We start from the raw sequence: 20,343 nt of genomic DNA, 5'->3' as shown, positions 1-20,343 counted from the left end.
AATTTTTACCAGTCGAATTGATATGTTGCTCCTGCCATCACTTGTATGTCTTGAACAGAATATCCCATCCAACGCTGGTAATTTCCTTCGAGTAAATTATTTCCTCTTAAAAAGAAGCCTAATCTATTATTTAGTTGATAACCTACATTTAGGTTAACATCTACAAAACCGTCTAAAGTAACTGTTTTATCTTCGGTTAATGAAGATGCTGTATAACTAAAATAATCTTTACGTTCGCCCATATAATATATAGTAGCGCCTGCACTCCATTTTTCAGTAATTTGATAATCTGCTAAAAAAGAACCGCTTAATTGTGGTAAGTTCCAAGCTTCTTCTTGGTTTTCTACATCGTAGGTTTGCAGTTCCACATTTGCTTTTAGTTGCAATTTATCATTAAAAGCAACTTGCAATTCTCCAAAAGCTCCTAGGGTTTTTACATCGTCGTAAACCGTACTAAATGAGTTAAAATATTCAAATCCTTCAGAAGCTAATGAACTCTGATAGGGATTATGAATAAAAAGGGCTTTATCTTTTTCTGCTGAATAATTTGCTCGAACATCATAACTGATGTTTTCGGTAAATTTACCTTTACCTCCTACATAAACATTGTACTGCTTATCAGTTGGAGCAATTCCTAAAGTTGGTGATACAAACGGATTATCCTGTACAAAATCATAATAAGTATTTTGTTGTAAACCACCTTCTACGCCGGTATAGGCAATAAAATAATCACCTGCGATTCTATAACTTCCTGTTACCTTAGGATAAACATAAATGGTGTTTTCATCATTTTCTGCATTCATAGAATATACTAATTGCGCTCCGATATCAAAAGCAAAGTCACCCTCACTAACTTGAATACTTGGCAAAATACCTAAGTTTAAATAGCTGTATTTTAAAGACGAATCATTATAAAGTGCTTGATCAAAATTTCCATTAACGTAATCTACTGAAAAATCTGCATTCACAACATTTTCATTCCCTATAGGAAATTGAAATTTCGGAGTTAATAAAACATGATTCTCTCCGCTTCCAAAATTATCTCCAAAACGACGGTAATTAAAATCAGCTTTGTCAAAAATTCCTTGTTCTACATCTATATTTGCTCCTACAGAAATCGCATAATAAGAATGCTGCGGATCTATCCCATCATAATCTGCATTTGTAATGGGTAAATAATTTGGCGCTCCATACCAATTATAAACTAGGTGTTCTACACCCAAGTCTGTTCCCCAAGTATAGCCGCGCGCCTGACTTTCATAAGAAAGGTCTAAATCTGTATTGTAAAACTTATCATCTAACACTGCATTATCAATTCCGCCTTGTGAAGAATTATGGTTAAATGCTATTCCCAATTCTTGATTTTGATTTAACTGAAGCGTACCATAAAACTCAGCCAAGATATTGAGATAATTGCCTACGCCTAACGAGGCATAATTATCATATAAATAGGGTCTTGATTTTTGCTGAACACCAGCTGCTTTACCTTTTGCCGGTGTAAATGTAGAAGCCACCGGAAATGAAAAAATATCATAGGTAACTTTCTTCTTTTTTCGTTCAGTAGAATCATTGATACTTGGTGTTTGTTTCACCTTAAAAGCATCACTAACTGAAGGAGAATAAGGCTTAACAATAATTAAGCGCTCGGTATCAATTTCAGCTTCTTCTTTATCATCTTTTTGGGCAAATACAAAACTTGTACTTAAACAAATAGCGACTAAAAATAGGGTTTTATAAAAAGATAAAAATTGCATAAATAGACAATTAGATGTTCAAGAAATGGGTTTAGTTTTGTTCGGTTTGTTCAGCATCTACAGAAGCGTTTGTTTTTGCTTCTTCTTCTTTAATGCGCGATAACTCTGTTTTAGCTTCTTCAACAATTTCTGGATAACCGGAAACACTTTTAATCATGTTTTCTAAAATTGCTGTAGCTTGAAACGGATCATCTAAATCATAGTAGTTTTTAGACATTAGTAACAAACCTTTATAAGAGAATTTTTTATAACCTGAATATTCTTTAGCAATTACCTGAACCGATTCATTAGAAGCTTCGTAATTTCCATCTTTTCGCTTAAAGTAAGCATCGTAATATTGAGCTTCTGCGGCTAATGCCCCTTTTGCAATTTTTAAAACTTCTGCATATGCTTTTTTTGCCTTTTCTTCTTGTTCGGTTTGCATTGCTGCACGTGCTGTGAAAATTTGCGCATCACTTTTTACTTGATCTTCGATTTTGGCATCTCTCAATACTTTTTCGGCATAAGCAATAGTTTGCTCATAATTATCTTGCTGATAATATGCCTTCATTAAATTGGACTGTGCAAAAGTTATATTTTGAGGAAAATCTGCTTCGCTTTCTAAACGTTTTAATACCGGAATAGCTTCCTGATAATTCTCTTTTTCTAATAAAATTTGTGATAAACGCGCTAAAGCTTGCTCGGTAAATTCGCTTCGCGGTTGTTCAATTGCATAACGATAATGTGGAATCGCATCTGTTTTATCGCCATTTTTATATTGTAATTGTGCTAAATAAAAATGTGCAGGTAATGCATGTAGTCCATTTGGGAAATCTTTTAAATATTTTTTAAAGCCTTTTTTTGCTGCTTCATTTTCACTGTTAATGAATTTCTGTTCAGCTGCTTCAAAAGTGGCATTATCAATATCTGAATCGGCTACTTCAACAAAGTCTAATTGTTTTACCCAAGCAGCATATTCATCTGTTCTTCCTAAATCTACGTAAATTCCACGAGCAGTTTTTACCGCCTGATTTGCTTCTTCGGTATTTGGATAATCTGCAACAACTTTTCTAAATTTGTCCAAGGCTTTATTTCCTTGATCATTATTATAATAAATAAGTCCCTGCTTTAATAATGCTTTTGAAACAAACGAACTCATAGGAACATTATCTATTAAATCTTGATAAGCGCTGATTGCTTTATCGGTTTGCTCTTCGGCAACATAGGTGTTTCCTAATTCGTAAAGCGCGTCATCTCTATAAATCGATTTAGAATAGCGACTTAAAAAACTTTTTAAATCGTCAATTTTTCGATCGTTTTTATCTACAAATCCATAGCTAATTGCTTTTTGAAAATAAGCGTAATCGCTATCGATTCCTTCCATTTTTATCGCTTCATTATAAGATTCCATAGCGGTCCAATAATCGCTTGTAGCAAAATAGCTGTCGCCTAATCTTAAATAAGCATCGTTTAATTGCGCTTTTTGTTGCTCATTATTTTTTGAGGTATATGCTTTAAAATGACTAATTGCATTGGAATAATCTCTTTTCTTAAAGTAAGTATAGCCAATATTATAATCTATATTTTTAAATTCTGAGGTGCTTTTTGCAGCGCTCATACCTTTAAATTCTTTATAACCAATAAGCGCATCTTGGTATTCTTCTAAATTGTAAGCAGTTTCTGCTTTCCAATAAGTTGCTTTTGCTGTAAATGTTTGATTGTTTCTTTCTGAAAGAGATTTATTAAAAAGTGCTGAAGCTTCTTGATATTTTCCGTCATTATACAATTCTACACCGCGATAATAAGCTACTTTTTGATAAACAATTTTATCTTCGTAAGCCTTACTCCCTTCAAGTAAGTCCATCGCTTTTTTATAATTTTTTGAAGTGATATAAGAATCAACTAACAAAGCAGAAATTGTTTCCTTCTCTTTTGAGTTTGGATAATCATTCAAAAAATCTGTCAAAACCTCAGGAATACTTTTGTAATTATTCCCGATTTCATAACTGAGTTTTGAATAATTTAAAGCCGCATCTTCTTGAATTTTTTCATCAAAACTCATTTCAGCAGCATTTTTAAATGCATTTAAGGCTTGTTGTTTCTGGTCGAGTTTAATGTAAGATTGCGCTAAATGATAATAAGCATTTTGAGCAACAAAATTTTGACCCCCAATAATTTTATTAAATTCAGAAACGGCGTTTTGATATTCGCCTTGTTTATAATACGCATAACCTAATTGGTAATAATCGGTGTTATTCCACTTTCCGTTTTTACCTTGGTATTCTTTTAAATACGGAATTGCCGCTTCGTATTCTTCTAAATTAAAATAACTTTCGCCAATAATTTTATTTAATTCAGAACGCTCTTGACGATTAGACCTGTCTAATTGTTCTTTTGCAAGCGCAATTGCTTGTTCAAACTTCCCGAGTTTAAAATTCATATCGCTCTGAAAATAAGATAGGTTTTTATTATTTCTGCCTTCTGTTTTCACTTCTTCAAACATCTGGTTGGCTTCTTCATAATCATCGCCTTCATAAGCTATAAAACCTAAATAATATTTGGCTTGAGAACCATATTCTTTAGAATCTCTAACACGATTAAAATATTTTTTCGCCTCCTCTTTTTGCCCTGTTTTAAAAGCAGCATATCCATTATTAAAATAAAATTCTTGTAATTCTGTTTGCGAGAGTGAATTTTGATCTACTTCTGCAAACCATTTTCTAGCATAACTGTAATCGCCATTAGAAAAATAATAATCTGCTACACTTTTATAAGCGGAATTTCGCTTAGTGCTTGTAGGGTAATTGCGAACAAAATCTTGCATTAATTCATCTGCATTTGCCTGATTTAGTCTAACAGCACAATTGGCAATATAATAAGCACAATCAGCCTCTACACCTGTACTAATGTCTGTTTTTTTGACTTCTCTAAACAGTTTTTGGGCAGCTTTATACTGATTGTCTTGGTAAAGTTTTACCGCGCGGTTATACTGAACTAAATCGTTTGTGTATTGAGCAGATTCTTGCGCAAAACTTGAAAAAATCAAGCTAAACACAAAAATGAATCCTAAGCATATTTTTTTGAACATAAGGATAAAACAATTTTCTTAAACAAAACCAAATATAAATTAATCTACCTTCTCATAACGCAACAAATCTGTGATAATTATGTTAATAGAAAATAGTTGAAATTTAGTGTATCAAAAAAATTGACTTTCAACCACTTAAGAAAAACACTTTTTTGAATGTAAAAAAGCTTGTTTTTTCTTTAAAAATAATGAAGTACCTTTAAACTTTAAAAGTTTAACTATGGCCGAAACTATTTTATCGCTAAAAAATGCAGCAATTTATCAACGTGAAAGTTTAATTCTTTCTGAAGTAGATGTAGAGGTGAAAAAAGGAGATTTTGTCTATTTGATAGGAAAAACCGGAACGGGAAAGAGTAGTTTCATGAAAACACTTTATGGCGATATTCCGTTAAAAGAAGGCGAAGGAAATATTGTTGACTTTAATTTACGAACACTAAAAGAAAAACAAATTCCTTTTTTGCGAAGAAAATTAGGTGTTATTTTTCAAGATTTTAAACTTTTAAATGATCGTACCATAAAAGACAATTTGCTCTTTGTACTTAAAGCAACCGGTTGGAAAGAGAAAAAAGCAATGGAAAATAAAATTGACCAAGTGCTTGATAAGGTTGGAATGAAAACCAAAAATTTTAAATTCCCATATCAACTTTCCGGTGGAGAGCAACAACGTGTTGCAATTGCACGGGCTTTATTAAACGATCCGGAATTAATTTTAGCTGATGAGCCTACAGGAAATTTAGATCCGCAAACTTCTGTAGAAGTTATGGAAGTTTTGCAAGAGATCAATAAAAATGGAAATACTATTCTAATGGCCACGCACGATTATGCTTTACTACTAAAATACCCATCTAAAACCTTAAAGTGCGACGGACAAAGAGTTTTTGAGGTTGTTCAGAAAAGTGCTTAACTAATTTCTTCTATGATTTCTGTGCTCATCCCGACATATAATTATTCTATAATTGATTTAGTTCAGGAATTATATCAACAAATAAAAGAAACTGAAGTACCTTTTGAGATAATTATTGCAGATGATTCTTCCACTAATAAAAAAGTTTCTATAAAAAACAAAGAGTTCCTTTCACGAATTACCGATTGCATTTATATTGAAAATCATAAAAATATAGGTAGAACAGCAACTCGAAATTTATTAGCAAAAAAAGCGGTTTTTGATAATTTATTATTTCTCGATGCTGATATTATGCCTCGGCATAAAAATTTTATCCATTTGTTTTTAAAATCTTCTCTAGAAAAAAATGATTTGATTTTTGGAGGTATTACTTACAAAAAAGAGTCATTTAATCCTGACTGCTCTCTACGATGGAAATTTGGTAATGAACGTGAAGAAAAAAATGTTCAACAACGAAATAAAAACCCATATTTATCTATCATATCAGGATGTATTTTTATAAAAAAAGACTGTTTCATAGAATTCAATAGTTTTTTAGATGATTTTTATGGCACAGATATTTTATTTACTTATAATTTAAAAATCAATAGAATAAACGTATTACATATTAATAATCCTGTTTATCATTTAGGGTTAGAGCATAATAAAAAATTTTTGAGAAAATCAAAAAAAGCAATCGAAACTTTAATTCATTTTGAAGAAAAAGAATTACTTCCTAACAATTATTCATCCTTACAAAAAGCTTATTTGAAACTTAAAAAAAATGGGTTAACCAAAATTTTTAAATATATCATCAACCCTTTTAACATAAAAATTGAAAAAATACTACAAACTAAAACGCCCCCTTTATTTTTATTTGATCTTTATCGTCTATATTATTTAGTAAAACTTAAGGACTACTAAGATGCCTAAATTCTCTGTTATTATAAGTGTCTACAATAAAGAAGACTACATAGCCCAAACATTAACTTCAGTCTTTGCTCAGAAAATAAAAGATTTTGAAATTGTAATTGTTAACGATGGCTCCACAGATGAAAGTGAAAAAATAATAAAATCATTTAATTCTGATAAAATAAAATATTTTTCACAAGAAAATAAAGGTGCTTCTGCTGGTAGAAATAGAGCTATGAAAGAAGCTCAGGGACAGTATTTAGCACTCTTAGATGCAGATGATATTTGGCATGAAATTCATTTACAAGAAATTAGTTCATTAATTAATGAATTCCCCTCTGCTTTGGTGTTTTCTACAGCCTTAGAAATACATGACAAACAAGGCAAATATAAAGCAAATTATAATGGTGTTCCCGATACAAAAAATCACCAACTTTTGGATTTTCTAAAGCACAGTTACGGAGCTCCTATTTTATCAGGATCTACTACTGTTTTTAATCATACTGTACCCAAAAAAATCGGTTTTTTTGATGAGAGAATAATTAGCGGACAGGATACTGATTATTGGATTAGAATCGGTCTACGCTATAAGATTGCATTTTCTACTACTGTCACATCTAGTTATACCTTTGTAGAGGGTAGTCTATCTCAAAAAAAATTTCAATTTAAAAATAAAACAGACTTTTCTAAATTTGATGAGATTGCTAAAAATAATTTCCCTTTAGAGAAATATATAATCATAAATAGATTTTCATTATACTTAAAATGTATGATTGTAAAAGATTATAAGAATGCCAAATTGTTAAAGAAGAAAATTAATCCTAACTTACTATCTAAAAAGCAAGTTATGCTCTTAAAATTAAGCAGTACACAGTTAATAACACTTTATAGGTTAAAAGAATTATTGAAAAAGTTTAATATTAGATTGACTGCTTTTGAAAAGTAAATTTCCCTGATTTTATAAGTGGTAAATTTAAAAAAGTAAATTTTTCCACTGGCTTACTATTTCTTTCTCTCTAAATTTACTGATACTTTTTATTGTATTTTTTTTACAAGTAATATAAAGTTTATCATCTAAAGCCATGTCTCTTAAAGCTAGAGCAAATTTTTTAAAATCTCTATCTTTTACAAGTAGTCCATTTATTCTGTCTTGAATAATTTCAGAAGGACCGGATTTTATATCTAACGAAACTAATGGAACACCTGAAGCAAGTGACTCTACTAAAACCATAGGAAAACCTTCATACTTACTTGTTAAGGTTACGAAAAGACTGCTTTTAACTATTGAATAAGGATTTGACAAAAAAGGTTTGAAAATTATAAATGGAGCACAATCTAAGCTTTCTGCATAAGATTGAAGTACCGTTTTATCTTTTCCTTCTCCCATTAGCATCAAATAAATATTTTCTTGCCATAGTTTTGAATGATTATAAGATTTTATTAAAAAAGAATAATCTTTGATATCATCTACCATTCTCCCATAAGCTAGAATATACTTCTGGGGCAACTCTTTTTGAGGTGCTATTTCAATTTTTTCTTCATCAAAAGTATTATAAATACACTTTACTTTGTTTACTCCGTTTTTTTCTAGCACAGTGTTTTTTATATAATTAGAAACTGCTATTGTAGCAAAGTTCTTATTATATAATTTGACTCCTTGTCTTAATTTCTGAGTAAGATAATTTTCTTGTTTACTACTATGTACAACGTAAACACGCTTAAAACCACGGTAAATATAATTTGCATAATAATATTCTTTGAGAAAATTATTTTTAGGGCGATTATCTATTATATAATCAAATTGATGTTTCTTTAAATATTTTCTAAAATGAGAAAAACGATATAATCTTGAAAAGAAAGTATTTTTACTTTCCTTTAAAGCGCCTAAATTTAGTAATTCACCTTTATAATCGTAAGCTATATTATTGGTTAAAATAACTAAATGCACTTCTATATTCTCAATAGAATCAAGCATTTTAGATTGTAGGGCTATAGATTTTTCTGCACCTCCTCCTCCTAAAGAAATACCTACTAAACAAATTTTAATAGAAGAATTACTTTTCAATTTTTAATTTTATTTTGATTTATTCCAACGATAGTTATCAAAATTAATACCTTCCCCAACAATTCTTTTTTTAGGTATAAACTGATCTGAAAAAATACTTTTATTAAGTAATAACTCTTCAAAGTCAACATCTGACAAATCTGATATGCTATGAATCAAATCATCTGTAACATAAGGTTTACTATAATTTTCTTTTGAAATAAATTTCGCTTTTTTAAACTTTTCTGAACGCCACAAAATAAATGGAATTTCAAACATATTTTTTGTTGCTTTTGATAATGTATGCCCAGAAAAATAACGTGATTGATAAACCTCTTCTCCGTGATCTGAAAAATACAACAAATAACTTTTTAAATTTGCTTGTTTCAAAATTTCTATACTTTCAGCTAATACATAATCTACATACAAAACGGCATTATCATAATTATTAATAGTTTCTATGGCTTTTTTATCTTTATATTTACCTTCAGGTGACTTATTAAACTTATTAAATCTTTCAGGAAAACGATATCCATAATTTAAATGTGTTCCTAATAAGTGTATAACTATAAATTTTCTTTTCGCAGGGTCTTTTACTGCTGCTATTAAATTATCCAACAAAACACCATCATATGGTGTGTTATGCGAATGTCTATTTAAATTAGTGAACTTTAGAATATCAGATGCTTTTGCTATTTCAGTAACCATACTATCAAAAGGACCAATTGGTTGTTGATTAGAGAACCAAAAAGTTTTAAAACCAGCTTGATTCATTAATTGTACAATTGAGGATTCTTTTGATTTTTTAAAACCATTTAAAGTTAAATTTTGTTTTAAAGTTTCAATAGTATAGGTATGGGGGCTAATTACATTTTGATATAAGTCTAGTTCATTTTTCAGCAAATTTAATCTAGGGGTTGTTTCTCTTGGATAACCATAAATATTCATATGATTTCTCGTGGTAGATTCTCCAATTACCAAAACAAATAGCTCCTGTTCTTTTTTATTTTTTTTACTTACTTGAGTAAAATGTCCTTTTGAAGATGAAATATTAGAATTATTCATTTTTTGCTGTTCAACCCAGTATGCTTTAGTAGATTTTATTATAAGGTAAGGCATATTATAGGAAATTAATCCGCTGAGCTTTAGTAAAACTAAGAATATCAAAACAAAGACTCCCGCAAAAAGTTTATACGGCAACGATAATTGAATAATATCCTTTTTTTTAATGGTCTTAAAAAAAATAGAAACAACTACTATTAAAATAAAAAGGTAGGATATAATGTAAACGTTTATATAAAAGTCTAAAAACTCTTTAGCTTCAGAAAAATTAGTTTCTAATAATATAAAAATTGCAGAAGCTGTAAAATTTGTTTGGAAAATGTAATAAAAAACTGTTTCTACAAACAATCCAAAAACAAATAAAATATAGAGATACCGGGTTAAAAAAAGCTTTATCGTCCTATTACTAAATAGTGGAACGATTAAAAAAAGTATACTAAAAAACAATAAGTTTTCTAACAAATTATTTAAACTATATGAATTAAAGTCTGCACAAAAAATTTCAAATAGAAAACTTACAAGTATAGGTAGGACCCAAAAAACAAGTGATTTTTTTATTAATTTCAAGTGATCCATTTGCTTAAAAATGTTTTTCTGAAGATAAATAATATCACTAAACCATAAAGAAACCAAGTTACTGTATGAGCTATTGTAACCCCTTCTAATCCCAATTGTTTTATAAATATAACACTACTTAAGTATGTTGTTGCTGCCAAAAACATATCTGATAAAATAAATTTCCATATCATTTTTTTTGCGTGTAATTGATGTGTTATAACAATAACAGACACCCTTATAAAATCACCTATCAATTGCCATTTAAAAAGAGATATCATTGGCAAAAATTCTTCTGAATATATTACTTTAACAATCCAGTATCTGAATATATATATTAGTATTAAACCTATACCAAAAAATGGGAGTATGGTTTTATAAAAATTAAAAATAATTGCTTTAAAACCATCATCTGTTTTTGCAGCTGCTAATTCAGGCAATATATAAAGAGACAATAATGACATCACAAATAATAAATAGTAATTGGAAATCCTGTTTAAAGCCTCCCAATAACCAGCCTCATCAATTCCTACTTCAGCAATAATAAAGTTCCTTACTAGCAAAAATATAATAGGAAATGTCACACTAGAAATTAGTGTCATTAATGCATAATGACTTAAATTTTTACTGAATATACGAGAAATATTTATAAACCTAAAGTTCCTTATTACATCTAGCTTTTTATTAGCAACAATTAAAGTAATTATCAAAATAGCAGAAGGTAAAATAACAACAGTAAGAATAGCCCCTTCAAAACCATATTGCCAGACTAACAATCCCATTAAAGCAAGATTTATAATATTACTAAAAACATTTATAAAAATTACTTTTTTAAACTCTCCTAAGCCTTTTAGAATTGATAAACAATACACATTGAGCATATGTAAAGGCAAAATTATCGCTAAAAGTTTAAAAACATAGTCAAAATTTTTAGTTGGAAAAATAAGTTGGTTAAAAAAACTACTACCAATAAACAATATAATTCCTAACAAAAAACAAATTGAAATCCCTATCACTAATAAGGTTGACACAAAACTTTTAAGACGCTTAGAGTCATCTTTATATTCTGCCGAATAACGTATAGCACCTTTTTCTAAACCTCCTATTGACAAACTATTTACAACACTCTGGAAGTTTTTTAAATTACCTAAGAGCGCCATTCCTGAACGTCCAAAAAAATACGCTACAATTTTAGAAGTAGCCAATCCAGTAAAAAGTTTAACTAAAATACCAGCACTATTCTGAGAAGTAACTTTTAAAAGTTTATTTTTTTGAAAAATCTCTAAAAGACGTTTCTTCATAAAAATGATTGGATTTCATAAACAAAAATAAGACATTTTAATTCAATCCTAAGTAGTTCTATAAAATAAGAGCATAAAAAAATTAACTAAAAAACCCTGAACTTTTAAAATTCAGGGTTTTCAAAATTAATCGTATATAAAAGATTATATAATCTTATTACGCTTACGTTCGTTTTCTGTCAAGAAAATTTTTCTGATTCGTAAGTGATTTGGCGTTACCTCAACATACTCATCTTTTTGAATATATTCTAAAGCTTCTTCTAAGCTAAATTTAATTGCAGGAACAATTTTAGCTTTATCATCTGCTCCAGATGAACGTACGTTAGAAAGTTTTTTGGTTTTGGTAATATTTACTGCCATATCATCTTGACGAGAATTTTCACCAATTACTTGTCCTTCATAAATATCTTCTCCCGGATCTACAAAAAACTTACCACGGTCTTGTAATTTATCAATAGAATAAGGAATCGCACTTCCTTTTTCCATAGAAACTAATGAACCGTTTAATCGTTGTGGAATATCACCTTTTAAAGGTTGATACTCTTTAAAACGGTGTGCCATAATTGCTTCACCGGCGGTTGCGGTTAACAATTGATTACGTAAACCGATAATACCGCGCGATGGAATAATAAACTCACAAACCATACGGTCTCCACGAGCTTCCATACTCAACATTTCTCCTTTACGCATAGTTACCATCTCTACTGCTTTACCTGAAACTTCTTCTGGTAAATCAATAGTTAATTCTTCAACTGGCTCACATTTTACACCATCAATTTCTCTGATGATTACTTGCGGCTGACCAATTTGTAACTCGTAACCTTCTCTTCTCATGGTTTCTATTAAAACCGATAAGTGAAGTACACCACGACCAAATACGTTAAATTTATCTGCACTATCCGTTTCATTTACACGAAGCGCTAAATTCTTTTCCAATTCTTTAAACAAACGATCTTTAATGTGTCTTGATGTTACAAACTTTCCGTCTTTTCCGAAGAAAGGCGAATCGTTAATAGTAAACAACATACTCATTGTTGGCTCGTCTATAGCAATAGTTTTAAGTCCTTCAGGGTTTTCAATATCAGCAATAGTATCACCAATTTCGAAACCTTCTAATCCTACAATTGCACAAATATCTCCAGCAGTAACTTCTTCTACTTTTCTCCGACCTAAACCTTCAAAAACCTGTAATTCTTTAATTCTAGTTTTCTTGATGCTCTTATCGCGTTTTACCAAAGAAACCTGCATTCCTTCTTTTAAAATACCACGCTGCAAGCGCCCAATAGCAATACGTCCTGTAAATGATGAAAAATCTAAAGAAGTAATCAGCATTTGTGGCGTACCGTCGGTATCTACTTTAGGAGCCGGAATATGTTTGATAACCATATCTAATAATGGCTCAATATTTTCGGTTTCATTTTTCCAGTCCTCACTCATCCAGTTATTTTTTGCTGAACCGTAAACAGTTGGAAAATCTAACTGCCATTCTTCTGCACCCAACTCAAACATCAAATCAAACACTTTTTCGTGCACTTCATCTGGTGTACAGTTTTCTTTATCTACTTTATTGACAACCACGCAAGGTTTCAATCCTAAATCAATTGCTTTTTGCAGTACAAAACGCGTTTGTGGCATTGGTCCTTCAAAAGCATCTACTAATAGTAAAACACCATCGGCCATGTTTAAAACACGCTCAACTTCTCCTCCAAAATCGGCGTGACCAGGAGTGTCAATAATATTGATTTTTGTATCTTTATAGGTTACCGATACGTTTTTAGATGTAATGGTAATTCCACGTTCACGCTCTAAATCGTTATTATCTAGAATAAGATCTCCTGTGTTTTCGTTGTCACGAAACAAGCGGCAGTGGTACATAATTTTATCAACCAGGGTTGTTTTTCCGTGGTCAACGTGTGCAATAATTGCAATATTTCTTATCGCTGTCATAAAAAGCCTTGTTTAAAAGGCTGCAAATGTAGGCTTTATTTTCTGTTTTATCGGGGTATATTTTTATTTTCTGAAAAGGTTTTGCACAAAATTATTTTTTAGTGTAAAAATTTAACTATTATTTGATTTTCAGTTGATTATGTTGAAAATTTTAAAACTCCGTAATCTTTAAATAATAGATTTTATATATTTGTGTAAAACAAGCTACTAGTATGTTTAAATATCTACAGAAAGTTCCAATGAAAATACTTCAAACAGTTCCGATATTAATTATGTTTTTAGCTATTATAATTGGAGATTTAGATATGTTGAGTCATTTAACAAAGCTTTACATTTTATTACCGCTTATTCCTGTTTCGGTGACTTTTTTAGTTGCTTATAAAAGAAAGAGGAAAACTGAAGTAACCGAATTTTAAATAATTTACTATGAAAAATTATTTAGAAAAAATATCGAACAAAACGCTACGCATATTTCCTTTTTTACTTTTATTTCTGTTTTTCAGTATTAAAAGTTTAGGAAGTTTTGCTCAATTTCAAACAATGCTTATTTCTTGTGTAATGGCTGTTTTGGCTATTGCATCTTTTTACTTGTTAATGAAAAGAGATTGGAAAGGCGGAAATAAAAAATTGGTAAAGCAAAAACTAATAAGGTTAATCATTTTTTTAACTATTAGCACTGTAGTTTTTCTTTATTACATATTATAAAATTTTTAAGCTAAAGTTTTTTCTCTAGTTTTTTTATAAGCTTCCCAATCAAATTTTTCTAAAAACTCTATCCCTTTTTCAGCACCAAGTAAGAAAAGTTCTTTTTGACGCTCCTTTTTCATATCAAAATTTAGCCAATTAAATTCTTCATCGGCGTCAATATGGCAAATTAATTGTTTATAGTCTGGATTTTGATGAATAAAATCATAATCATGAATTTGACGCATTGTATTTACGATTGCCCACGTATAACTGAAAAATGACTGCGTTTTACTATAATTTTGACGATAAGTGCTTAAGCGAACACCAAAAGTTGGACGCGAAGGCACATACGCTCTATGAAAAATATTAATAGGAAAGTTAGATAACAAACCGCCATCAACAAACTTTACCTCAGGTGGGATCTTTCCATAGTAGCCTGCCATTTCTTGCCAATTATTTGTTGCCTTTTTTCCAGCAAACGGAATGTTACTTTTATTGTATGGATAATAAAACGCAGGAATTGAAATGGATGCTCTTACAAATTCTGCCGGAGATATTTCTTCTACATTTTCCCAATACAAGCTTGCCATTCTCGGGAAATCTACTTTTGTATGTGTGGTAATTTCAGAAGTTATAATAGCCAAACGAGGTTCACTTACCGGTAATTTTTTATCCAGTCTATTTTTTAGCTTCGGTAAATCTGTTCTGTGTTTTTGTAAAGCTGATAAGGTGGTAATATTTTCTTCTTTTAATTTGGTAAAAAACCACTCTTCAATAGTTTTTCCAGGATTTAATCCGAACTTATTTTTAATTGAATAATAAATGGAACAGCTATTCCAAAGAACATTCCAAAACAGGCCGGACTTCCCTTCGATCTTTTTCTGAATTAAATTTTTAATTCCTTTTGGTCCATCAACAAAATCGAATAAATTTTTCTGACTTAAAATTTCTAATATTTTCATAGAAACCGGCTCCCCAATTTTACCCATACAAGCAACCAAAAGTGTACTAATGGCTCCTGCAGAAGTTCCTGCTAAGCTGTAAAACCTGATCCCGGCTTGCTCTAAAATATAGGCATAACCCACCAATCCTATTCCTAAAACGCCGCCACCTTCTTGCACTAAATCTACATATTGATTGCCCTTATCGTCTACCACATCAGAAAAAACTTTTTGTTGTTTCTGCAAATTTCGAGCTCTTGTTACCAGCTTAGTTAAGCGCTCGTCTTCTAAAAATTCTGCTGCCATACTTAAAAATATTTACCTAAAAGATCTACAATAATACCGGCAAATTTTTCTGAATCATCAACAATTTTATTGATTTTATTATTCCTAGAAGTACTGGATTTTACAATACCCATTAGCTCAGACAATTTTTCAACATCGGCTTTTTCGGGAAAAATCTCTTGAATTTCTTTTTGGGTCAAACTTGTAATAGAAGCCAATTGCAATGCTAATTGATCATCGGTTTTTTGGGCTGCTTTTTTTGAAGCTTCTTTTACTTTTTCATCAAAACCATCCCAATCTATTTTTGTGCTTTTTTTTGCCATAATCTTATAATTTTGCCAGTAACTCTTCCATTTTTTCAGTAAAAAGTCTAATTTTTTCTTCTGCTTCTTCTACAGTCTCTGCTCCTTTTAAAAGTTGTGCTGTAATTTGTTCAGTTTCATGAATCAATTGATTATTTCCTTCTTCAGAAACACCCACCATATCTAAATATCGCTGTCTGTTTTCGGCTACATCTGCCGCTGAATACAAGTAAGAAGTTAAACTTTGGTTGATGCTTTTTGCATTGTTATATTTTGCACGAATTGAAGTTGTTAATTCTAGTTCTAATTGATTTAATGGCGTTATTAACTCTTGATATTTTAAATTAATTTGCTGCTGAAGTTTTGGCGCAGTTTTTACAATAAATTGAAGTCGATCTTCCTTATTTCCCGAAACAACAACCTGCTGCCAAACATTTTCTATAGCGGGTTCTTCAAAAAAATTTGTAGCATATAAAGGCAACCATTTTTCATCTACAAATTTTCGTACTTTCTGCTTTTCTTGCTGAAAAAATGATTTAACCAAATTGAGATGTGCATTTTCTAATTCTTGTAACTCCACACCCAAATGCTGTGAAAGTTCCGGTGCTTCTTTAGGAATACTGGCACAAGCTGAAATAAAAAGTAGCAAAAATATAGATAGAAACTTTTTCATAACTAAGATATTATGTTATGAAGTTAATCAATTTCTTTCACTTTGTAAAGCGCTAATTTTTGATAAAATATAATTATCGAGAAAGGTCACATCTTTTTTTTGAATAAGTTAAAAACAGTATCTTTAGCCTTTCAAAAATGATGTTATGAAACTTGATTTAATTCCGCAGTTAAAACATATAAATTCAGGTAACTTTTTTCTTCTCGCCGGACCGTGTGCCATAGAAAATGAAGATATGGCCTTGCGCATTGCAGAACGGGTGGTAGAAATTACCGATAAGCTTGAGATTCCTTATATTTTTAAAGGAAGTTTTAAAAAAGCAAACCGTAGCAGAATTGATAGTTTTACCGGCATTGGCGATGAAAAAGCACTGAAAATACTACGTAAAGTTTCAGAAACATTCAATATTCCTACTGTTACTGATATTCACGAAGTAAGCGATGCGAAACTAGCTGCAGAATATGTAGATGTCTTGCAGATTCCTGCATTTTTAGTTCGTCAAACCGATTTGGTAGTTGCTGCAGCAGAAACCGGAAAAGTAGTCAACTTGAAAAAAGGACAATTTATGAGTCCCGAAAGTATGCAACATGCGGTAAAAAAAGTAACCGATTGTAACAACGAACAAGTTATGGTTACTGACCGGGGAACGATGTTTGGCTATCAAGATATGTTGGTAGATTTTCGTGGAATTCCTACAATGCGTGAATTTGCACCAACTGTTTTAGATGTAACACATTCGTTACAGCAACCCAACCAAAGTAGTGGCGTTACCGGTGGAAGACCCGATATGATTGAAACCATTGCGCGTGCAGGAGTAGTTAATAACGTTGACGGACTTTTTATTGAAACTCATTTTGATCCTGCAAACGCAAAAAGTGACGGCGCAAATATGCTTGATCTCCAATATTTAGAAAAGTTATTAAGTAATCTTGTAGCTATTCGAAAAACAATAAATACGCTTTAAAATCTCTATTTTATTTTTATCTAAAAATTTCATTTTTTAAAAAATGAGCTAATAAATTGTATATCAGGATATATTTTATTTACTTTGTTTTTCAAAGCACTTTAATCGTATGAAAGAAAAAAATTATCATCAAGAAATTTCTGATATTAGAAATTTAATGAATCGCTCTTCTAGATTTATTTCATTAAGCGGTTTAGCAGGAATAATGGCTGGAGTTTACGCATTAATTGGTGCCGCTTTTGCTTATGTTTTTCTATTTCAAAATCAATCTAGTTATATTAATGCTTCAACAAGATCGGCAGATTTTCGTTTTGTTTTAATAGATCTTGCTTTAGTTGCTTTTTTAAGTATCGCAACCGCAATTATTATTAGCTTGAGAAAGGCGAGAAAAAACGATGAGAAAATTTGGGATCAAACTACCCGAAGATTATTGCTAAACTTTTTAATTCCCCTAGCAACTGGTGGAATTTATATTCTCATAAAATTAGGACAAGAACATTACGGACTCAGTGCCGCTTTAATGTTAATTTTTTACGGTTTAGCACTTGTAAATGCTTCAAAATATACATTGGGTAGTATTAGATATTTAGGTTATGCTGAAATTATTGCCGGTATAATTTGTGCAATCTTTCCCGGTTACGGATTATGGTTTTGGGCTTTTGGTTTTGGTATTCTTCATATTATCTATGGAAGCCTAATGTATGTTAACGAACAAAAATCAGCCTAGTGAGTTTACTTGAAAATATAAATAAACTATTTGATCATCGGGTACGCCTGGGAATTATGTCTATTCTTATGGTAAATGAAAACGTAAATTTTAAACGCTTAAAAGAATTATTAGAAGTAACCGATGGAAATTTAGCGAGCCATATAAAAGCTTTAGAAAAAGCGAACTATCTATCGGTTCAAAAATCGTTTATTGATAGAAAACCAAACACACAATATGCTGCCACTCGCCTCGGAAAAAAGGAGTTTCAAAAACATATTGATGCGTTAGAAGAAATAATTAAAAGAAAAAATTAACCCTATTTTTTTTATCTATTAACTTTGAAATACAAAGTACTTTAAAATTGTTGAAAATGAGAAAAAAACTTGTATTATGGCTATTTGAATTTTCTAAAAAAATTTACACAAAGTGGTTTAAAAAGAATCATATTCCCTGGTGTGTAAGTGTTCAAGAGTTATTGCTATATCCTTCAGAAAGTTTTGGGCATAAGCTAGGCGAATTCTTAAATCAACATCATTTTCAGCTTATTCCAAAAGTTGAACGCCACGATGCTTACCACACTTTAACACAATATGGAGTTTCAGTTGAAGAAGAAATTGCCCTACAATATTTGTGTTTAGGAAACGGTAAAAAAAGCCCCTATATGTTTGGGGCTATTATATTAGGAACTTTCATTCTTCCAGAATACTTCGCTTTTTATTATAAATCTTTTTTAAAAGGAAAAGACGCAAAGCCTTTTCATCATTTTGATTATAAAAAGTTGCTTCAAAAAAACTACAACGAATTTAGGGCTGAAATTTTTCAGAAAAATAAATCCACATCAATATAATATTCACAAAAATCTAAAACACATTATTATGGAAAAGCAAAAAAGTAAATTCGGAAATTGGTTAAAAACTTCAATTACTGCAAGAATGCTGGTTGTAGGTATTTTAATTCTTGTATTATTAATTCCGCTGAGTTTTGTACAAGATTTAATTAATGAACGTTCAAAAAGACAAGAAGAGGTTATTACGGAAATTAATAACAAATGGGGTAATGATATTTTACTCTCTGGACCAATTTTAAAAATTCCTTACATTTACTACACAGAAGAAACACACTACAACAAGACAACCAAAGAACAAGATATAGAAAAGGTAAAACACGAAGAGGCTATTTTTATTTTACCGGAAAACTTAGCAATAAACTCTAATGTCGATGCTAAAGCCTTAGAACGAAGCATCTATAAATCGGTTGTTTTTACAACAGATTTGACAGTTGGGGGGAATTTCACCTTACCTGATTTAGCAAAAGAAGATATAACCGAAGACCAATTGCAATGGGAAAAGGCCAGTTTAATTTTAAAGACATCTAATTTAAAAGGAATTAGAAATCAAGTTGAAATAAAATTAGGCGAGAAAGAAAAACTCTCTTTACTTCCGAAATATAACAAAGCGTATTTAAAAACGCTGCAAAGCAATACGCTTAATGTAATTGATTTAAAAGAAAAAACCATCCCTTTTCAATTCAATTTACAAATCAACGGAAGTGAGAGTTTAAAGTTTATTCCCGTAGGGAAATCCACCACAGCTAATATGCAATCGAATTGGGCTTCACCAAGTTTTGATGGGCATTTTTTACCCGAAGACGGTAGCAGAGAAATTTCAGAAAATGGTTTTAAAGCTAGTTGGAAAATTCTACAAATTAACCGACAATTTGAGCAGCTTTTTATAAAAAAACTACCCAATTTAAATGAGTTTGCTTTTGGAACAAACTTTATTATTCCGGTAGATGAATATCAAAAAAACGAACGTACAGCAAAATATGGATTTTTGGTAATTGGTTTAACGCTTCTAGTTTTTTTACTCATTCAAATTGTAAGTAAAATTTATATTCACCCATTTCAATATTTAATGATTGGCTTAGCATTAGTCATGTTTTACACATTACTGTTATCTATTTCTGAACATAGTTCGTTTTTAAAAGCCTACTTAATAGCGGGGACTGCAGTAGTATTATTAATAGGAATTTATGCCCGCTTTATTTTTAAAAATATAAAGTTTCCGCTACTAATTTTTATCAGTCTTACTGCTATTTACGGATTTATTTATGTAATTATCCAACTAGAAAATTATGCATTATTAATAGGAAGTATTGGATTATTTTTAATTTTAGCAAGTGTAATGTTTGCTTCAAGAAAAATTGACTGGAATAATGAACAGTAGTTTTATAAAAAAAAAAGCAGGCAAAAAAACTG

Annotated in this window: 19 protein-coding genes; 10 read left to right on the top strand and 9 right to left on the bottom strand. The window is 30.6% G+C overall.

Features of this window, described 5'->3' with window-relative positions:
- Positions 1 to 5: 5 nt before the first annotated feature.
- The gene (locus D9R05_RS10415; protein ID WP_121667165.1) at positions 6 to 1,754 is read right to left on the bottom strand and encodes a porin family protein; all 1,749 of its coding nucleotides are present in this window, start codon (positions 1,752 to 1,754) and stop codon (positions 6 to 8) included.
- A gap of 31 nt (positions 1,755 to 1,785) precedes the next feature.
- Positions 1,786 to 4,821 carry a tetratricopeptide repeat protein gene (locus D9R05_RS10410; RefSeq protein WP_121667164.1) on the bottom strand — a complete coding sequence of 1,012 codons (3,036 nt, stop codon included), beginning with the start codon at positions 4,819 to 4,821 and terminating at the stop codon, positions 1,786 to 1,788.
- 220 nt (positions 4,822 to 5,041) lie between these two features.
- On the opposite strand from D9R05_RS10410, the gene D9R05_RS10405 reads away from it, so the two are divergent.
- The 3 genes from D9R05_RS10405 to D9R05_RS10395 are packed head-to-tail and all read left to right on the top strand — an operon-like array spanning position 5,042 to position 7,562.
- The gene (locus D9R05_RS10405) at positions 5,042 to 5,725 is read left to right on the top strand and encodes a cell division ATP-binding protein FtsE (protein WP_121667163.1); all 684 of its coding nucleotides are present in this window, start codon (positions 5,042 to 5,044) and stop codon (positions 5,723 to 5,725) included.
- Between the two features lie 12 nt (positions 5,726 to 5,737).
- Entirely contained in the window at positions 5,738 to 6,628 is an 891-nt protein-coding gene (locus D9R05_RS10400; protein ID WP_121667162.1) for a glycosyltransferase, read from the top strand.
- A 1-nt stretch (position 6,629) separates the two neighbouring features.
- A complete protein-coding gene (locus D9R05_RS10395) occupies positions 6,630 to 7,562 on the top strand; it encodes a glycosyltransferase family 2 protein (RefSeq protein ID WP_121667161.1) in 933 nt (310 codons plus the stop codon).
- A 27-nt stretch (positions 7,563 to 7,589) separates the two neighbouring features.
- Here the strand turns inward: D9R05_RS10395 and D9R05_RS10390 are convergent, their stop codons facing one another.
- The 4 genes from D9R05_RS10390 to typA form a co-directional block, all read right to left on the bottom strand.
- Positions 7,590 to 8,681 (bottom strand): glycosyltransferase, encoded by a 1,092-nt coding sequence (locus tag D9R05_RS10390; protein ID WP_121667160.1) that lies wholly within the window; start codon positions 8,679 to 8,681, stop codon positions 7,590 to 7,592.
- A gap of 9 nt (positions 8,682 to 8,690) precedes the next feature.
- A complete protein-coding gene (locus D9R05_RS10385) occupies positions 8,691 to 9,779 on the bottom strand; it encodes a sulfatase-like hydrolase/transferase (protein ID WP_205589284.1) in 1,089 nt (362 codons plus the stop codon).
- Positions 9,780 to 10,285: 506 nt separating this feature from the next.
- On the bottom strand, positions 10,286 to 11,578 hold the full coding sequence (locus D9R05_RS10380) for an O-antigen translocase (RefSeq protein WP_121667158.1): 1,293 nt from the start codon (positions 11,576 to 11,578) through the stop codon (positions 10,286 to 10,288).
- A gap of 144 nt (positions 11,579 to 11,722) precedes the next feature.
- Positions 11,723 to 13,525, bottom strand: a complete 1,803-nt coding sequence (gene typA, locus D9R05_RS10375; protein ID WP_121667157.1) for a translational GTPase TypA — start codon at positions 13,523 to 13,525, stop codon at positions 11,723 to 11,725.
- Positions 13,526 to 13,764: 239 nt separating this feature from the next.
- Here typA and D9R05_RS10370 point away from each other — a divergent pair, with 239 nt between their 5' ends.
- Both D9R05_RS10370 and D9R05_RS10365 read left to right on the top strand, forming a co-directional pair.
- Complete coding sequence (locus D9R05_RS10370; RefSeq protein ID WP_162984952.1) at positions 13,765 to 13,941, top strand: hypothetical protein; 177 nt, start codon at positions 13,765 to 13,767, stop codon at positions 13,939 to 13,941.
- Between the two features lie 10 nt (positions 13,942 to 13,951).
- Positions 13,952 to 14,230: a hypothetical protein gene (locus D9R05_RS10365; RefSeq protein ID WP_121667155.1), complete on the top strand. Its 279-nt coding sequence runs from the start codon at positions 13,952 to 13,954 to the stop codon at positions 14,228 to 14,230.
- A gap of 5 nt (positions 14,231 to 14,235) precedes the next feature.
- Here D9R05_RS10365 and D9R05_RS10360 read toward each other — a convergent pair whose 3' ends face one another.
- Genes D9R05_RS10360 through D9R05_RS10350 form a run of 3 tightly spaced genes read right to left on the bottom strand, consistent with a single transcriptional unit; the run spans position 14,236 to position 16,413 of the window.
- Positions 14,236 to 15,459: a patatin-like phospholipase family protein gene (locus D9R05_RS10360; RefSeq protein WP_121667154.1), complete on the bottom strand. Its 1,224-nt coding sequence runs from the start codon at positions 15,457 to 15,459 to the stop codon at positions 14,236 to 14,238.
- A 2-nt stretch (positions 15,460 to 15,461) separates the two neighbouring features.
- On the bottom strand, positions 15,462 to 15,761 hold the full coding sequence (locus D9R05_RS10355) for a hypothetical protein (protein WP_121667153.1): 300 nt from the start codon (positions 15,759 to 15,761) through the stop codon (positions 15,462 to 15,464).
- Positions 15,762 to 15,765: 4 nt separating this feature from the next.
- Positions 15,766 to 16,413 (bottom strand): hypothetical protein, encoded by a 648-nt coding sequence (locus D9R05_RS10350; protein ID WP_162984951.1) that lies wholly within the window; start codon positions 16,411 to 16,413, stop codon positions 15,766 to 15,768.
- A gap of 145 nt (positions 16,414 to 16,558) precedes the next feature.
- Between D9R05_RS10350 and kdsA the strand changes: the two genes are divergently transcribed.
- From kdsA to creD, 5 genes are all read left to right on the top strand, one after another.
- Positions 16,559 to 17,377 carry a 3-deoxy-8-phosphooctulonate synthase gene (gene kdsA, locus D9R05_RS10345; protein ID WP_121667151.1) on the top strand — a complete coding sequence of 273 codons (819 nt, stop codon included), beginning with the start codon at positions 16,559 to 16,561 and terminating at the stop codon, positions 17,375 to 17,377.
- 109 nt (positions 17,378 to 17,486) lie between these two features.
- The gene (locus D9R05_RS10340; protein ID WP_121667150.1) at positions 17,487 to 18,104 is read left to right on the top strand and encodes a hypothetical protein; all 618 of its coding nucleotides are present in this window, start codon (positions 17,487 to 17,489) and stop codon (positions 18,102 to 18,104) included.
- Positions 18,104 to 18,400: a winged helix-turn-helix domain-containing protein gene (locus D9R05_RS10335; RefSeq protein ID WP_121667149.1), complete on the top strand. Its 297-nt coding sequence runs from the start codon at positions 18,104 to 18,106 to the stop codon at positions 18,398 to 18,400. The genes D9R05_RS10340 and D9R05_RS10335 overlap by 1 nt, the downstream gene beginning before the upstream one ends.
- A 56-nt stretch (positions 18,401 to 18,456) precedes the next feature.
- The gene (locus D9R05_RS10330) at positions 18,457 to 18,933 is read left to right on the top strand and encodes a Coq4 family protein (RefSeq protein ID WP_121667148.1); all 477 of its coding nucleotides are present in this window, start codon (positions 18,457 to 18,459) and stop codon (positions 18,931 to 18,933) included.
- 28 nt (positions 18,934 to 18,961) lie between these two features.
- Positions 18,962 to 20,311: a cell envelope integrity protein CreD gene (creD, locus tag D9R05_RS10325; protein WP_121667147.1), complete on the top strand. Its 1,350-nt coding sequence runs from the start codon at positions 18,962 to 18,964 to the stop codon at positions 20,309 to 20,311.
- Positions 20,312 to 20,343 lie beyond the last annotated feature (32 nt).

The organism is Mesonia aquimarina, from assembly GCF_003667275.1.
GTDB classification, from domain to species: Bacteria; Bacteroidota; Bacteroidia; order Flavobacteriales; family Flavobacteriaceae; genus Mesonia; species Mesonia aquimarina.
Note: the sequence above shows the minus strand (reverse complement) of the source record. Positions and strands in the feature narration are given on the sequence as shown.

Coding starts and splice junctions, on each gene's coding strand:
- D9R05_RS10415 (WP_121667165.1), bottom strand. CDS start 1,754: ATGCAATTTTTATCTTTTTATAAAACCCTATTTTTAGTCGCTATTTGT.
- D9R05_RS10410 (WP_121667164.1), bottom strand. CDS start 4,821: ATGTTCAAAAAAATATGCTTAGGATTCATTTTTGTGTTTAGCTTGATT.
- D9R05_RS10405 (WP_121667163.1), top strand. CDS start 5,042: ATGGCCGAAACTATTTTATCGCTAAAAAATGCAGCAATTTATCAACGT.
- D9R05_RS10400 (WP_121667162.1), top strand. CDS start 5,738: ATGATTTCTGTGCTCATCCCGACATATAATTATTCTATAATTGATTTA.
- D9R05_RS10395 (WP_121667161.1), top strand. CDS start 6,630: ATGCCTAAATTCTCTGTTATTATAAGTGTCTACAATAAAGAAGACTAC.
- D9R05_RS10385 (WP_205589284.1), bottom strand. CDS start 9,779: ATGCCTTACCTTATAATAAAATCTACTAAAGCATACTGGGTTGAACAG.
- D9R05_RS10380 (WP_121667158.1), bottom strand. CDS start 11,578: ATGAAGAAACGTCTTTTAGAGATTTTTCAAAAAAATAAACTTTTAAAA.
- typA (WP_121667157.1), bottom strand. CDS start 13,525: ATGACAGCGATAAGAAATATTGCAATTATTGCACACGTTGACCACGGA.
- D9R05_RS10370 (WP_162984952.1), top strand. CDS start 13,765: ATGAAAATACTTCAAACAGTTCCGATATTAATTATGTTTTTAGCTATT.
- D9R05_RS10365 (WP_121667155.1), top strand. CDS start 13,952: ATGAAAAATTATTTAGAAAAAATATCGAACAAAACGCTACGCATATTT.
- D9R05_RS10360 (WP_121667154.1), bottom strand. CDS start 15,459: ATGGCAGCAGAATTTTTAGAAGACGAGCGCTTAACTAAGCTGGTAACA.
- D9R05_RS10355 (WP_121667153.1), bottom strand. CDS start 15,761: ATGGCAAAAAAAAGCACAAAAATAGATTGGGATGGTTTTGATGAAAAA.
- D9R05_RS10350 (WP_162984951.1), bottom strand. CDS start 16,413: ATGAAAAAGTTTCTATCTATATTTTTGCTACTTTTTATTTCAGCTTGT.
- kdsA (WP_121667151.1), top strand. CDS start 16,559: ATGAAACTTGATTTAATTCCGCAGTTAAAACATATAAATTCAGGTAAC.
- D9R05_RS10340 (WP_121667150.1), top strand. CDS start 17,487: ATGAAAGAAAAAAATTATCATCAAGAAATTTCTGATATTAGAAATTTA.
- D9R05_RS10330 (WP_121667148.1), top strand. CDS start 18,457: ATGAGAAAAAAACTTGTATTATGGCTATTTGAATTTTCTAAAAAAATT.
- creD (WP_121667147.1), top strand. CDS start 18,962: ATGGAAAAGCAAAAAAGTAAATTCGGAAATTGGTTAAAAACTTCAATT.